General features: G+C 70.0%; 14 protein-coding genes and 2 tRNA genes. 10 read left to right on the top strand and 6 right to left on the bottom strand.

What is annotated here, in order from left to right; translation table 11 throughout:
* The first annotated feature begins 163 nt into the window (after positions 1-163).
* Genes B1H50_RS03230 through pknB form a run of 7 tightly spaced genes read left to right on the top strand, consistent with a single transcriptional unit; the run spans position 164 to position 9,297 of the window.
* Positions 164-886 (top strand): FhaA domain-containing protein, encoded by a 723-nt coding sequence (locus B1H50_RS03230; RefSeq protein ID WP_080462322.1) that lies wholly within the window; start codon positions 164-166, stop codon positions 884-886.
* Positions 883-1,380 (top strand): FHA domain-containing protein FhaB/FipA, encoded by a 498-nt coding sequence (locus B1H50_RS03225; RefSeq protein WP_080462321.1) that lies wholly within the window; start codon positions 883-885, stop codon positions 1,378-1,380. The genes B1H50_RS03230 and B1H50_RS03225 overlap by 4 nt, the downstream gene beginning before the upstream one ends.
* Positions 1,377-2,831: a PP2C family protein-serine/threonine phosphatase gene (locus tag B1H50_RS03220; RefSeq protein ID WP_080462320.1), complete on the top strand. Its 1,455-nt coding sequence runs from the start codon at positions 1,377-1,379 to the stop codon at positions 2,829-2,831. The genes B1H50_RS03225 and B1H50_RS03220 overlap by 4 nt, the downstream gene beginning before the upstream one ends.
* Before the next feature lie 40 nt (positions 2,832-2,871).
* The gene (locus B1H50_RS03215) at positions 2,872-4,470 is read left to right on the top strand and encodes an FtsW/RodA/SpoVE family cell cycle protein (RefSeq protein WP_080462319.1); all 1,599 of its coding nucleotides are present in this window, start codon (positions 2,872-2,874) and stop codon (positions 4,468-4,470) included.
* Positions 4,467-5,960 carry a peptidoglycan D,D-transpeptidase FtsI family protein gene (locus B1H50_RS03210; protein ID WP_080462318.1) on the top strand — a complete coding sequence of 498 codons (1,494 nt, stop codon included), beginning with the start codon at positions 4,467-4,469 and terminating at the stop codon, positions 5,958-5,960. The genes B1H50_RS03215 and B1H50_RS03210 overlap by 4 nt, the downstream gene beginning before the upstream one ends.
* Before the next feature lie 8 nt (positions 5,961-5,968).
* Entirely contained in the window at positions 5,969-7,441 is a 1,473-nt protein-coding gene (locus B1H50_RS03205) for a serine/threonine-protein kinase (RefSeq protein WP_229657817.1), read from the top strand.
* Positions 7,438-9,297: a Stk1 family PASTA domain-containing Ser/Thr kinase gene (pknB, locus tag B1H50_RS03200; protein ID WP_080462316.1), complete on the top strand. Its 1,860-nt coding sequence runs from the start codon at positions 7,438-7,440 to the stop codon at positions 9,295-9,297. Before B1H50_RS03205 ends, pknB begins: the two co-directional genes overlap by 4 nt.
* Before the next feature lie 316 nt (positions 9,298-9,613).
* On the opposite strand, the gene B1H50_RS09805 is transcribed toward pknB, so the two are convergent.
* Complete coding sequence (locus B1H50_RS09805) at positions 9,614-9,769, bottom strand: hypothetical protein (protein ID WP_164505169.1); 156 nt, start codon at positions 9,767-9,769, stop codon at positions 9,614-9,616.
* Complete coding sequence (locus B1H50_RS03195) at positions 9,769-10,533, bottom strand: class E sortase (RefSeq protein ID WP_188640660.1); 765 nt, start codon at positions 10,531-10,533, stop codon at positions 9,769-9,771. The genes B1H50_RS09805 and B1H50_RS03195 overlap by 1 nt, the downstream gene beginning before the upstream one ends.
* Before the next feature lie 219 nt (positions 10,534-10,752).
* On the opposite strand from B1H50_RS03195, the gene B1H50_RS03190 reads away from it, so the two are divergent.
* Positions 10,753-11,115 (top strand): cell division protein CrgA, encoded by a 363-nt coding sequence (locus tag B1H50_RS03190; protein ID WP_095532462.1) that lies wholly within the window; start codon positions 10,753-10,755, stop codon positions 11,113-11,115.
* Positions 11,116-11,244: 129 nt separating this feature from the next.
* Here B1H50_RS03190 and B1H50_RS03185 read toward each other — a convergent pair whose 3' ends face one another.
* Entirely contained in the window at positions 11,245-11,727 is a 483-nt protein-coding gene (locus tag B1H50_RS03185; RefSeq protein WP_080462315.1) for a hypothetical protein, read from the bottom strand.
* A gap of 197 nt (positions 11,728-11,924) precedes the next feature.
* Here B1H50_RS03185 and B1H50_RS03180 point away from each other — a divergent pair, with 197 nt between their 5' ends.
* Together B1H50_RS03180 and B1H50_RS03175 are read left to right on the top strand one after the other, a co-directional pair.
* Positions 11,925-12,446, top strand: coding sequence for a peptidylprolyl isomerase (locus B1H50_RS03180; protein ID WP_080462314.1), 522 nt, complete (start codon positions 11,925-11,927; stop codon positions 12,444-12,446).
* 113 nt (positions 12,447-12,559) lie between these two features.
* The gene (locus B1H50_RS03175) at positions 12,560-13,303 is read left to right on the top strand and encodes a rhomboid family intramembrane serine protease (protein WP_308421815.1); all 744 of its coding nucleotides are present in this window, start codon (positions 12,560-12,562) and stop codon (positions 13,301-13,303) included.
* A 471-nt stretch (positions 13,304-13,774) separates the two neighbouring features.
* On the opposite strand, the gene B1H50_RS03170 is transcribed toward B1H50_RS03175, so the two are convergent.
* The 3 genes from B1H50_RS03170 to B1H50_RS03165 form a co-directional block, all read right to left on the bottom strand.
* Positions 13,775-13,847: transfer RNA gene (locus B1H50_RS03170), tRNA-Ala, on the bottom strand.
* Positions 13,848-13,858: 11 nt separating this feature from the next.
* The gene (locus tag B1H50_RS09800; protein WP_164505168.1) at positions 13,859-13,999 is read right to left on the bottom strand and encodes a hypothetical protein; all 141 of its coding nucleotides are present in this window, start codon (positions 13,997-13,999) and stop codon (positions 13,859-13,861) included.
* A gap of 33 nt (positions 14,000-14,032) precedes the next feature.
* A tRNA-Ile gene (locus B1H50_RS03165) sits at positions 14,033-14,106 on the bottom strand.
* Positions 14,107-14,134 lie beyond the last annotated feature (28 nt).

Genomic DNA, 14,134 nt, shown 5'->3' with positions numbered 1-14,134 from the left:
ACACCAGTCACCCGGCTCCTCCACAGGGAGCACCGCCCCGCGAATGTCGACCGTCTTGCAACGCACCCCACTCGGCTCGCACCGGATCAGCGGTTACGATGGACGCGGAGAGAACCCGGTCTCATGCGGCCGGGCACGGTCCCCACACAGGGAGGTTGAGTCCATGGGTTTCCTGGACAAGCTCGAGAAGGGCGTAGGGAGCGTCACCAACCGTGCCATGTCACGGCTGGGGGACGACATCGAGCCGATCGAGATCGCCTCCAAGATCCGCGAGACGATGGACAAGCGGGCCGCCTCATTCGCGCGCGACCGCTCCGTGGTTCCCAACCACTTCCGCGTCCGGCTCCCCGCCACCGCCATCGAGCAAGTCCGCGCCTGGAGCGAGGAGGAGATGGCCCACCAGCTCATCGACGTCGCCACGTCCCACGCCGCCGAGCAGGGCTACTCCTTCGTCGGGCCCGTGGAGGTCGTGTTCGCCTCCGACTCCGCCCTCACGGCCTCGGCCATCGAGATCGACTCCTCCACGCGCCGCGGCGCCTCCACCCCGGTCGCCACGCCGTCGCCGACCCAACCGATCCTCGATATCGACGGCCAGCGCTACCTGCTCACCGGACAGGTCACGGTCATCGGCCGCGGCAGCGAAGCGGACATCATCGTCGATGACTCCGGCGTCTCCCGCCGCCACCTGGAGATCCGCCTGACCCAGGGTCATGCCATCGCCACCGATCTCGGTTCGACCAACGGCACCTTCGTCGAGGGCCACAGGGTCGACGCCGCCACCCTCCTGGACGGCAACACGCTGACGATCGGCCGCACCCGGATCATGTTCTGGGACGGGTCGCAGAGCGCCGACCAGGCGCCGTCACCCGTAGGAGCGGCCACTTGAGCCAGTTGGCCTTCACTGCTCTGCGACTGGGGTTCATCGTCCTGCTGTGGGTTTTCGTATATCTCGTCATCCGCGTCCTGAAGCGCGACATGGCCGATATCCCGATCGGGCGCCCCGGGCGCGCGCTCCCCTCCGCTCCCCGCGCGCAGCGGGGGCAGGGCCAGCTCGCCCCTCAGGCCCCGCCCGCGCCGCCCAGGCGCAACGACGCCCGCCGCCTCATCATCACCGAGGGGCCGCTCGCCGGCTCCACCGTTCCCCTCTCCCCCTCGTCGATCATCATCGGCCGATCGCCGTCATCAACCCTCGTGCTCGATGACTCCTACGCCTCCAGCCGCCACGCCCGCGTCTTCCCCAAGGACGGGTCCTGGTGGCTGGAGGACTTGGGCTCCACGAACGGCACCATGCTGGGCGGGCGCTCGGTGCACGGGGCCGTCGAGCTGCCGATCGGCGTGCCCGTGAAGATCGGTCAGACCACCTTGGAGTTGCGCCCATGACGATCTCCCTGCGCTACGCCGCCCGGAGCGATATCGGACTCGTGAGGCAGTCCAACCAGGACTCCGCCTACGCGGGCCCCCACCTGTGCGTCCTGTGCGACGGCATGGGCGGCCCGGCCGGCGGGGACATCGCCTCGGCGGTCGCCATCGAGCACCTGGCGCCCCTCGACGCCGACTCCCACCAGGCCGGCGAGCTCCTCAGCCTCCTGCGCTCAGCGGTTCAGGACGCCCATGCCGAACTCATCGACCGCTCCGCCTCCGACCCCGAGCTGTCAGGACTGGGCACCACCTGCGTGGGCCTCATGCGCTCCGGCAACAAGCTCGCCATGGTCCACGTCGGGGACTCGCGCGCCTACCTCCTGCGCGACGGCGAGTTCACCCAGGTCACCACCGACCACACCTTCGTGGAGTACCTCGTGGAGTCCGGCCGCCTCACCCGCGAGCAGGCGCGCCGGCACCCCCAGCGCTCCGTCCTGCTGCGCGTTCTGGGCGACGCCGAGGGCGACGTCCAGCTCGACGAATCGATCCGCGAGGCGGTCCCCGGGGACCGCTGGCTCCTGTGCTCCGACGGACTGTGCGGCCCGGTCACCGCTGAGACTATCGGCGAGGTCCTCACCTCGATCCCCGAGCCGGGGATGGCCGCCGACCAGCTCATCGATCTGGCACTGCGCGCCGGCGGCCCGGACAATGTCACCGTCGTCGTCGTCGATATCGTCGACGACGACGAGTCGCCCCAGTCCGACGCCCAGGTCGTCGGCTCGGCCGCCAACCGGCGCGCCCTGGCCGCCGCGGCCCGCGCCAAGAGCGCCGGAACCCCGGCCGACGCCGGGCCCGGGGAGGAGGGCGAGGAGGACGAGGGCGCCGATAGCGCGGCGCGCCCCGCGCCGGGCTCCGCCGACACCCCGGCCGCCAAGGCCGCCGCCCTCGTGGCGGGCCTCGATCCGAAGGCCGGTAAGGAGGCCAGCCGTTCCGAGCGCGAGCTCGTCGCCGAGGAGGCCGCCAAGCAGGCCGAGCGCGCCGAGGCCCAGCGCCGTCGCAGCCGCCGCTCACTGGTCGCCTCCCTCATCCTGTTCATCGCCCTGGCTGCGGCCCTCGACCTGGGGTACATGTGGACGCAGCGGCAGTACTACGTGACCACCGCCCCGGCCAACGGTCAGGAACAGATCGCCATCTACCAGGGGATCCCGCAGTCTGTGGGTCCCATCCACCTGAGCCACGTCGTCGAGACCTATGACGTTCCACCGGTGGACACCCTCACCGCGGAGATGCGGTCCCGGCTCGCCGGCACGGTTGCCAAGGACTCGCTGGAGGAGGCCCGCGCCTACGTCTCCCAGACGGTAACCGCCGCGACCGTCCTCCCGGCGACACCCACCGCCAGCGGCTCAGCGACGCCCGCGCCCAGCGCCACGCCCCCCGCCCCGCCCACACCATCGGCGACCGCGCAGGGGTGATCACGTGCGCTTCCGATCCCGCGGGCCCGAGAGCCAACCGATGAGCGCGCCCCCCGCCAGCCCCCTGGGCGCGCGACGCACCACGGGACGCTGGGCGGAGGCCGCGCTCATCGTCGTCGCCGTCATCATCGGCCTGAGTGGCTTCGTCCTCACCGCCCTCAACCGCACCGGCGCCTCCCCGGCCCAGGCCCTCCTGCTCGGCGGGGCCCTCGTGCTCATCGGCATCATCGTGCACCTGTGGGTGCGGTGGAAAGCCCCTTGGGCCGACCCCGTCATCCTGCCCACCGCCATCGCGCTCAACGGCATCGGCCTGGCGATGATCTCCCGTCTCGACATGTCCTACAAGATCCTCGAGGCCTGGCAGTACTACGTCGGGCCGCGCCAGGCGATCTGGACGGGCCTGGGCATCGCCCTGTTCTGCGCGGTGCTCATGATCCCCGACTACCGCGTCCTGCGCCGGTGGGACTGGTCGGCGATGGTCGCGGGCCTGGTCTTCCTCATCCTGCCGTTCATCCCATTCCTGGGCGTGCAGATCAACGGCGCGAGGATCTGGATCCGGCTCGGCCCCATGTCCTTCCAGCCGGCCGAGCTCACCAAGGTGCTCCTCGCGGTCTTCTTCGCCTCCTTCCTCGTGGCCAACCGCGACAACCTCGCCCTGGCGGGGCGCCGGGTCATGGGGATCAATCTGCCCCGGGCCCGCCACCTCGTGCCGCTGCTCATCGTGTGGGGGGTTAGCATCATGGTGCTCGTCGCCCAGAGCGACCTGGGCACCTCCCTGCTCCTGTTCGGGCTGTTCGTCGTCACCCTGTACGTGGCCACGGACCGGCCCTCCTGGCTGCTCATCGGCGCCGGCCTGTTCGTGCCCGCCGCCTGGTTCGCCGCCACGCACCTGTCCCACGTGCAGGCGCGCATCCAGAACTGGCTGCACGCCATGGACCGGGACGTCTACGAGCACTCGTCGCGCCAGTTGCCCGACGCCCTGTTCGGGATGGCCTCGGGCGGGCTGACGGGCTCGGGCTGGGGCAAGGGCTACCCCACGCTCGTGCCCTTCGCGAACTCCGACTTCATCGTCTCCTCCATCGGCGAGGAGCTGGGCCTGACCGGCATCCTGGCGATCCTCGTGCTGTACATCGTGCTCATCGAGCGCGGCCTGCGCACCGCCATGAGCCTGCGCGACGGCTTCGGCAAGCTCCTGGCCACCGGCCTGTCCTTCACGATCGCGCTGCAGGTCTTCGTCGTCGTCGGCGGCGTCACCCGCCTCATACCGCTGACGGGGCTGACGATGCCGTTCCTGGCCTACGGCGGTTCCTCCCTGGTGGCGAACTGGGTGATCCTCGCGCTCCTCATGCGCCTATCCGATGCCGCCCGCCGACCGCCATCGACGGCGCCGCGCATCATCGACACCGCCGAGTTGCCGGTGGGCCTGCGCAAGCTCGTCCTCGACCCCGATTTCGACTTCGATGAGATGCACGGTGCGGACGGCCCGGCCGGCACGCCGTCGGGCACAGGCCGTTCCTTCGACGAGGATCCGGACATCACCATCGACACTCCGCCCGACGGCGTGAGCAAGCAGCAGGGCAGCGCCCCGACCGGTACGGCTCCCCAGAGGACGCCGAGAGTGGAGGGACTCCAGCCATGAACCGCCAGATCCACCAGGTCGCCATGCTCGTGACCATCATGTTCCTCGCACTGGCCGTGTCCGTGACCAGCGTGCAGGGCTTCGCGCGCCCCGCGCTGTGGGAATCGGAGTCCTCCGAGGGCAGTCTGACCACCGACCGGCGCAACCAGCGCGCGGCCTTCGCCGCCTTCGGGGCCCATCGCGGCCAGATCCTCGTGGCCGGTTCCCCCGTGGCCTCCTCGCAGCCCTCCGACGACGTCTACTCCTACCAGCGCATCTACTCCTCCGGCTCGCTCTACGCGCAGGTGACCGGCTACTCCTCGCCGATCCGCTCCGAACTGACCGGCATGGAGAAGTCCGAGAACGAGGTGCTCAACGGGGATGACCCCTCCCTGTTCTCCTCGCGGGTGAAGGCCCTCATCACCGGCACCTCCCAGGAAGGGGGGTCGGTGGACCTGACCATCAACGCCCAGGCCCAGCAGGCCGCCTCGAACGCGCTGGGGGGCAGGCGCGGCGCGGTCGTCGCGCTCGATCCGTCCACCGGGGCGGTCCTGGCGCTCGTCTCCTCCCCGTCCTTCGACCCCAATGTACTGGCCTCCCACGACGCCGCCACCGTATCCGCCGCCTGGGACCAGTACTCTGCCGACCCCGGCAAGCCACTGGTCAACCGGGCGACCGGCGGCGATCTCTACCCCCCGGGCTCGACCTTCAAGATCCTCACCACCTCGGCCGCGCTGCGCGCCGGCAAGGTCACCACCTCCACCTCCCTCGACGCCCCGGACTCGATCACGCTGCCCGGCACGAACCACTCGCTGTCCAACTACCGGGGCGAGTCCTGCGGCAACGGCACCGCGACCCTGTCCACGGCCTTCGCGCAGTCCTGCAACACGCCCTTCGCCCAGCTCGCCATGGACGTGGGCGATGACTCCCTGGCCAAGGAGGCCGAGGCCTGGGGCTTCGGCACGAAGGACGACTTCCCCCTGCCGGTGACGGCCTCCACCTACCCGGCCAATTCCTCCGCCGCGGAGACCGCCATGGCGGGGATCGGCCAGCAGTCCGTGCGCGTCACCCCCCTCCAGATGGCGCAGGTGGCCGCCACGGTCGCCAATGACGGCAAGCAGATGAAGCCGTACCTGGTCTCCCGCACCCTGGACGCCGATCTGTCCGTTGTCTCGACGACGGGCCCCGAGGTCGCCCGCACCCCGATCGACGCCAAGACCGCCAAGACCCTCGCCGGCCTCATGCAGGACGCCGTCTCCTCCGGCACCGGGACCACCGCGCAGGTCGCCGGCGTGCAGGTCGCCGGCAAGACCGGCACCGCGGAGACCGGCTCCGACGAGGGCGGCCCTGTCACCTGGTTCGTCGGCTTCGCCGGCACGGACATCAACAAACCATCCATCGCCCTGGCCGTGGTGATCGACGGCGGCCAGCAGACCTCACCCACCGCCACCGGTGGTTCGGAGGCGGGGCCGATCGCGGCCGCCGTCATCGACGCGGCGGTGAACCAGTGATCCCACAGGTGGGGCTCGAGCTCCAGGGCCGCTATCAGCTCCTGGAGCGCATCGCCCTGGGCGGCATGGGGGAGGTCTGGCGCGCCACCGATCTCAACTCAGGTCGGATCGTCGCCGCCAAGATCCTCCGCCCCGAGCTCACCGGGGATGAGATCTTTCTGTCCCGCCTGAGGGCGGAGGCCGCCAACTCCCGGGGACTGCGCCACCCCAACCTCGCCGTCGTCCTGGACTTCGGGGAGCGCAAGGGCTCGGGCTGGATCATCATGGAGCTCGTGCAGGGCCGCGCCCTGTCCGACATCCTGGAGGAGAAGGGCACGATGGCGCCCGCGGAGATCCTGCCGATCCTCGCGCAGGTGGCCCGCGCCCTCCAGGTGGTCCACGACTCCGGCGTCGTCCACCGCGATGTCAAGCCCTCCAACATCCTCATCAACCGGGAGGGCCTGGCCAAGCTCACCGACTTCGGGATCTCCACCGGCCCCCACCAGCGGCCCATGACCGCCACCGGCATGGTCATGGGCACCGCCCAGTACCTGGCGCCCGAGCAGGCCATGGGCAATGCCGCCCAGCCCTCCGGCGACCTCTACGCCCTGGGGATCATCGCCTACGAGGCTCTCGTGGGCCGCCGCCCCTTCACCGGGTCCACTCAGGTGGACATCGCCTTCGCGCATGTCAACGAGCCCGTGCCGCCGATGCCCAAGAGCGTGCCCCCCGAGGTCCGCCAGGTCGTCATGGAACTCCTGGCCAAGAAGCCCGCCGATCGGCCTGCCTCGGCTCGCGAGCTCGCCCGGCGCCTCGATCGGATCGTCATCCACCTGCCGGAGGAGCACTGGGATCCCGAGGACAGCCTCGCCTGGGCCTCAACAGGCAGGTCGGCCCGGGGGTCGGGCGCCGCCCCCACTGCCGGTGGCGCCATCGGCACCGGCGCAGCGGGCAGAGGCCGGGCTTCCGCGTCCTCCAGCTTCTCTCCGGCCAGTGCCGCCACTGACGGGCAGAGCGCCGTGCCGACGTCCTCGAAGCCATCGAAGGCTGCCGAGCGCCCGCGAGCGTCGGCAAGTGCCGCGGAGTGGGCCGCCGCGATCGTCGAGACAGCGCCCGAACGCTGGCCCGAGCGCCGACCCGAGATCCACAGCGCCCGCCGGAGCACGCACGGCTCGCGCATGCGGGCCCTGCCGGTGTCCCACCGTGCGCGTGATGCTCGTCGCCCCCGCCGCAGCTCGGGTCGGGGCCGCCTCGGCCTGCCGCTCCTGAGCAGCCTGTCCGTCTCAGCTCTGCTCATGCTCGCCGGAGCAGTGCTCATCCTCATTGCCGCCGTCGTGGCGCTCATGAGTACCCTAGCCTCAGCGCAACCGGGCACGACGGACGCCGCCCCTCAACCGCCCACCACCGCCGGAGCCCTGAGCGAAGCAGGCTCAGAGTTGATCGCGCAGGCCTCCGGCTTCCCCGCCCCAGTGCCCGTCACCTCAGTCAAGGAGGCACCGTGACCGACACGTTCCCCGCGATCCTGGCCGGACGCTACGAGATCCGTGACCTCATCGGCCGTGGTGGCATGGCGGAGGTGCACCTCGGGTACGACCGGCGCCTCAACCGCGTCATCGCCATCAAGCTCCTGCGCTCGGACCTGGCCAGCGACTCCACGTTCCAGACCCGCTTCCAGCGCGAGGCCCAATCCGCCGCCGCGCTCAACCATCCCTCGATCGTCGCCGTCTACGACTCCGGCGAGGAGGCCCTCGTCCAGCCGGACGGGACGAGCCGCACCGTCCCGTATATCGTCATGGAGTACGTGGAGGGCCATACGGTCCGCGAGCTCCTGGGCGACGGCGAGGCCGTCCCGATCCCCGAAGCGGTCGAGATCGTCACCGGCGTGCTCGACGCCCTGGAGTACTCCCACCACGCCGGCATCGTCCACCGGGACATCAAGCCCGGGAACATCATGATCACCTCCACCGGCGCGGTGAAGGTCATGGATTTCGGCATCGCCCGCGCCATCGAGGACTCCGCGGCGACCGTCACCCAGCAGCACGCCGTCGTCGGGACCGCCCAGTACCTGTCCCCCGAGCAGGCCCGCGGGGAGGTCGTGGACGCCCGCTCGGACCTCTACTCCACCGGCTGTCTCCTCTACGAGCTCCTCACCGGCCAACCGCCGTTCACAGGCGACTCCGCTGTGGCCATCGCCTACCAGCATGTGCGGGAGGTGCCCAAGCCGCCGTCGTCGATTGCCGCCGATATCCCGGAGGCGATCGACCGGGTGGTCCTCAAGGCGTTGGCCAAGCGCCGCGATGACCGCTACGGGGATGCCGCCCACATGCGCACCGACCTCCTGGCCGCGCAGCGGGGCAGTGCCGTGTCCGCGCCCGCGGCCTCCGCCTGGGCCGCCGCTCCGACGACAACGCTCCCGCAGCAGGCCGACGCCTTCAGCCCCGCTCACCCCGAGACGCCCGCCCCGCCGCCCCCTGCGGCCCGCCAGCCCCTGCCCATGCCCGTCGAGGAGGATGACCAGCGCGAGTCCAAGAACCGTCTCGGCCTATGGCTGCTCATCGCGGCGCTCCTCGTCGCGGCCGGGTTGGGCGTATGGGCGGTCAGCTCGGGGATCCTCGGCGGGGCCGATCCCAAGCCGACCGCCTCGCCGACGCCGACCACCGTCGCCGTCCCGGATGTCACGGGCAAATCGGAGCAGGAGGCCAAGGCGGCGATCGAGTCCGTCGGCCTGGTCTACGCCAAGGGCGACGACGTCGCCTCTGACACGATTCCCTCGGGCCGCGCGGCATCCACCGACCCCGCTGCGGGCACGGATGCGGCTCCCGGCTCCACGGTGACAGTTCAGTACTCGCTCGGCACGGCCATGGTGGATGTCCCCGATGTCTCCGGCAAGACCCAGGAGGAGGCGCGCGAGGCCCTGGAGAAGGCGGGTCTGAAGGTGGGAACCTCCACCTCGGAGGACTCCGCGGAAGTGGGCAAGGACAAGGTTATCCGCACTGATCCGGTGGCACGGACCTCCGTGCAGCGCGGCACCACTGTCTCGCTCGTGCTGTCCACCGGCCGGGTCACCGTTCCCGATGTCAAGGGCATGACGCTGGAGCAGGCGCAGTCGGCCCTTCAGGACGCGGGCCTGACCTATAATGTCAACAGTCCGACCACGGAGAAGACCTCCGACCAGGCCAAGAAGGACAGCAGCGAGGTCACGGGGACCTCGCCCGCGCCGGGCAGCTCGGTGGAGGCCGGTTCCCAGATCACCATCGACTACAAGAGGTTCGACTACCAGCCCGCGCCAACAACGCCCGCCCCGAAGCCGAGCGGGAAGCCTTCATCGACCCAAACCACGTCCCCAACCGGCGGCTGACCCCCTCCTTATCGCCGAGACCGGTCGAAAACGGCACCGAGACCGGTCGATCAGTACGGCGAGATTGCGAACCGGCCGCCCTCCCGCCGAGCATCGTCCTCGTCGACGGGTGCTGCGCGCACCGGTGCCGTGAGCACCGAAGGGTGCGTTGAAAGCGCGACTCCGGTGGATAACGCCGCCATCCTTGCTGAACACGCGCCCCGACAGCGCTACCACCCACTCCTTCCGAACCGGTCTCGATCCTGATATCGACCGGTCTCGCATGTAAGGAGGGGCTATAGGGCGGCGGGGCGCGAGGCCGAGGGCGGATGCTCGGTCATACGGTGGCCTCGCCAGAGAGGTGGAAGGTCTCGTTGGCCCACGGGAAGACGAACTCGAACAACCCGAGGACCACGAGTGCAGCGAGGACGAGTGCCTCAATGAGGCGCAGCCACACCGGTCCGGGCAGGCGGCGCCAGATCAATCCGTACATCAGTTGACCTCCAGGTCGTTGAGGACCGAGGCCGGGCGGCCCTCGGAGCGGGGCATCCAGTAGGAGAACTTCGCGTAGGTGATCCACCGGTGGTCATTGCCCCACTCGCCGACTGTCAGCGAGTGGCAGGTGGTCAGGGTGAGCATGCGATCGGTGGCCGCGATCTCGGGGTGGTGGGGCACCGGCGCGATGACCTCGACGACGCTCGGGGCCACGATCTCGTGCTCGGTGACGGTGTAGACGTACCAGGTGTCCTTAGTGGCCACCACCACCTCGTCGCCGGACTCGAGGAGATCGATGCGCCGGAAGGAGTTGCCGGAGGTGCGCCGGTGGCCGGCGAGGGCGAAGTTGCCGATATCGCCCACCTGCTGGGTCTCGGGATAGTGGCCGGCGACGGCGGAGTCGAGGATGTCCGCGGCGGTGCCCTCCAGGATGGGCATGTTGTTGTTCGTCTTGCCGTACCACTTGGGGACGATGAGCATGCCGATGGTCTCCCCGTTGCCGACGGGGGTGAAGGCGGGCGGGGCGTCATAGTGCTTGATGCCCTCGGTCTTGGGGGAGTCGACCTGCTGGCTCTCGAAGGCGTAGCGCGTGGCGGCGGCCTCCTCCTGGGCGTCCAGGCTCGTCCACCACAGCTGCCAGGTGAGGAAGAGGACGATGACGAGGCCCACGGTGATGAGGATCTCGCCGACACCGGTGATCATGATGTCGAGTGCCGAGTGCTTCTTGCGCGCCGCCGCGCCGCCGTGCCTCATGGTGGTCATCCGCACTCCGTCTTCCGCAGGACTTTCCCCAGGGTTGTGGCGGGACTGATAGCCTGCCCGCCGCTCGGCCGCCAGTCTAGGGCGTCGTCCCTGCCTGTAGGGGCAAGCGTGATCACAGTCCCATCTCTCGCTCGCCGCCGCCCATGCCCTAGGCTAGGAGCGTTTTAGTACCCGCACACGAGCCCTTCCCCAGGCTCGTCATGCTAGGAGGAGGCCCGCGTGGCCCTGCTGAACAAGCTCAAGAAATCTGATGATGACGCGAAGCGCAGCGTCAAGCGCTCCGGTAACCCGGCCAAGGCGGCGAAGGCCGCCGAGGAGGAGTCGCGCGCAGCGGCCAATCGCGTGTCCCGCGTGCCCCAGAAGGTAGTGCGCACCGGCAGCCCCAGCTGGTACGCGCCGTCGATGGTCGCGCTCATGGTCATCGGGCTCCTGTGGGTCGTGGTGACCTACCTGTTCAAGGGGAAGTACCCACTGCCGTACTTCCTCAGCCACCACGCCGCCGACTGGCTGTCCAATGGGAACCTCTACATCGGCTTCATCATTATGATGGTCGGCTTCCTCGGCCTGCTGCGCTGGAAGTAGACCCCCGCGAGGGCCTCGCCGACCCTGCGGCCAGCACCGCACCCGGGCGATGATCGATGACGGCGCCCCCACCATGTCAGGTCGGGGGCGCCGTCGTCATGCGGTCACGGGCGCGATCAGCCGGTGGGCTCAGGCCCCGGTGGGCTCTTCAATGGCCTCGGCGCCCTCCTCGGTGGAGTCGGCCCAGTACTCCTCGGCCCACGGGTCCTCGACGGGCTGGCTGCGGCGCCAGGCGATGTAGGCGGCACCGGCGGCGGCGGTGACCACGGTGGTCCAGGTGAGAACCTTGAGGCCGCGGCGGCAGCGGCGCTTCTTGGGGGCGACGACGGGCGCCGGGGCCTCGGCGATCGCGGCGCGGGCGGCCTCGGCGGCGCGCTGGGCGCGCGGCAGGTAGTCGTCGACGACGCGGGCGCGGGCCTCGCTGTAAGCGGGCTCGATGCGCGTCTGCGCCTCCTTGGCCGCGCGCGAGACATTCTCCCCGGCGCGCGCGACGCGCGGGGCGGCCCACTCGGCGGCGCGCTCGGCCCGCTCGGCGATGGCCTCGGCGAGGTTGGCGGCCTCCTGACGGAGGTGGTCGGAGTCGATCCTCTTGTCGGCGGTCTTGCAAGGCATGGCGCTCTCCTCCTGGGGGCGTTCAAATGGTCGTGTCGCGGGATGCCAGGGCGGCGTGAGGCGAACTGGGACCCATGATGGCACTGTATCTCGCCCGGGCGGGTGCTCTTGATGGCAGCGTTTTGCCTGGGGTGAACACGCCCCGCCACCCGTGAGCGGAGAGAGCCCCGACCGCCCGCCCATGGGACGATGAGTCCATGGAAGCGACTCTTCACACCACCCTCGGAGATATCCGCCTGTCCCTCTTCCCGGAGCAGGCGCCCGTGACCGTTGAGAACTTCGTCGGGCTCGCCACCGGGTCGCGGACCTGGACGGATCCGCGCACTGGTGAGGGCTCCAACGCGCCCCTGTATGAGAACGTCGTCTTCCACCGGGTCATCCCGAACTTCATGATCCAGGGCGGTGACCCGCTGGGCACCGGCCGCGGCGGCCCCGGCTACACCTTCGACGACGAGATCGACCCGAGTCTCACCTTCGACGCCCCCTACGTCCTGGCCATGGCCAATGCCGGCCGTCACATGGGCAAGGGCACCAACGGCTCGCAGTTCTTCATCACCACCGCTCCCACGGCCTGGCTGAACGGCAAGCACACGATCTTCGGAGCCGTCGCCGACGACGAGTCGAAGGCCGTGGTGGACGCGATCTCGGCGACGCCGACGGACAGCACGGACCGTCCCCTCAAGGACGTCACCATCACCTCGGTGAGCGTCGTCCAGTGACGGCGGCGGGCGGCCCGGGTACCCCAGGCGCACCGGTCTGCCCGCGCCACCCCGATCGGGTGGCCTATGTGCGCTGCCAGCGCTGCGGCCGCCCGGTGTGTCCCACCTGCCAGGTGCCCAGCGCCGTCGGCGTGCACTGCGTGGACTGCACCGCTCGCGCCAGCGCCGGGCGCCGGGTCCCGACGACGGCGCTCGGCGGGCGGCTCTCCGACGGCTCCACGCTCATCACCAAGGCGCTCATCGCCGTGTGCGCCGCTGTCTTCATCGCCCAGAAGCTCCCCGCCTCGACGGGGATGGGGCTGAACGTGATCAGGGAGCTCGCACTCGTGCCGGCCTTCGTGGGCGCTGAGCCGTGGCGCCTGCTGACCAGCGCTCTCCTGCACGGCTCGATCATGCACCTGGCCTTCAACATGTGGGCCCTGTGGGTGCTGGGCGAGGCCCTTGAGCCCCTGCTCGGCCGCTGGCGCTACAGCGCGCTCATGGCGCTGAGCGCCCTGGGCGGATCGACGGCGGTGTACTGGCTGTCCTCGCCGGGGTCACCGGACTGGCGCACCGCGACGGTGGGAGCCTCCGGTGCGGTCTTCGGCCTGTTCGCCGCCATGTTCGTCATCCAGCGGCGCTTCGGACGGGACACCACGAGCATCGTAGGGATCCTCGTGCTCAACCTGGTCTTCTCCTTCACCGCCGCTGGGATCTCCTGGCAGGGGCACCTGGGAGGGCTCATTACCGGAGGCGTTGTCGCCGCGGTCTACGCCTGGGCGCCCCGCGAGCGCCGGGGAGCACTCTCGGCGGCTGGCACCGTCGCCGTGGCGCTGGCACTGGTGAGCCTCGTGGCGCTGCGCCTGGCGAGCCTCTGAGGAACTTCTCGCCAACGAATCACATCAGTGTGGTTCATCCACAGCTGGGGATAACCATGTGGAAGAACAGCGCTGTGGTTTTCCACAGAGCTGTCCCCAAGTGGGGAAAGCCCGGAATTGCAGTCGCTTGACTGTCCACAGGTCTCCACAGGGCTAGCGGCCGAGTCTCTTCGCAGCCTGTGGGCAAGCACCCTCGGCCGGTCATCATCCGGATCGCCCACGAGCTGCTGGCGCGCCCCGAGGCCGCCGTGTCCTATCGGCAGCGGGCCATCGCGCCTCTGCGGGACGGGGCGATCAACGCCGTCTCCAACAGGTCCAGCGAAGTCGCCTCCCATGCCATGACGTCCCATTCGTCAGCGGGATTCCGGGCGCGGTGGGGCGGCGGGGCCATCGGAGTCCCGGCGGGAGTCGCTGAACCAGCCATCGCCTGCTGGAGGACCCGGCGCGCCGCGCCATCGCGGACGACAGGAGTGGAGCCAACGGGACTCGAACCCGTAACCCCCTGCTTGCAAAGCAGGTGCGCTACCAATTGCGCCATGGCCCCTCGGGGAAGGGTCAGATCTCCTCGACCGGGTCCGTGACCTCGACCCAGGCGGTCTGCTCCTTGCGAGCGGCCTCGTACGTGAGCCAGGCCGCGTAGGCGATCGCGCCCATGCACGAGAAAACCGCAGCGGTCAGGGCCGTCCGGTTCCTCATGTGGAGCCTCCTCGCCGTCGCGCTGCGGTGCCGTGGGCCTAGCTGGACTCGAACCAGCGACCTCATCCTTATCAGGGATGCGCTCTAACCAACTGAGCTATAGGCCCTTGAGACCGGACGAGATTATCTCATCGG

This window comes from Actinomyces gaoshouyii, from assembly GCF_002072175.1.
Classification (GTDB): domain Bacteria; phylum Actinomycetota; class Actinomycetes; order Actinomycetales; family Actinomycetaceae; genus Actinomyces; species Actinomyces gaoshouyii.
This window is presented reverse-complemented; position numbering and strand designations above follow the sequence as displayed.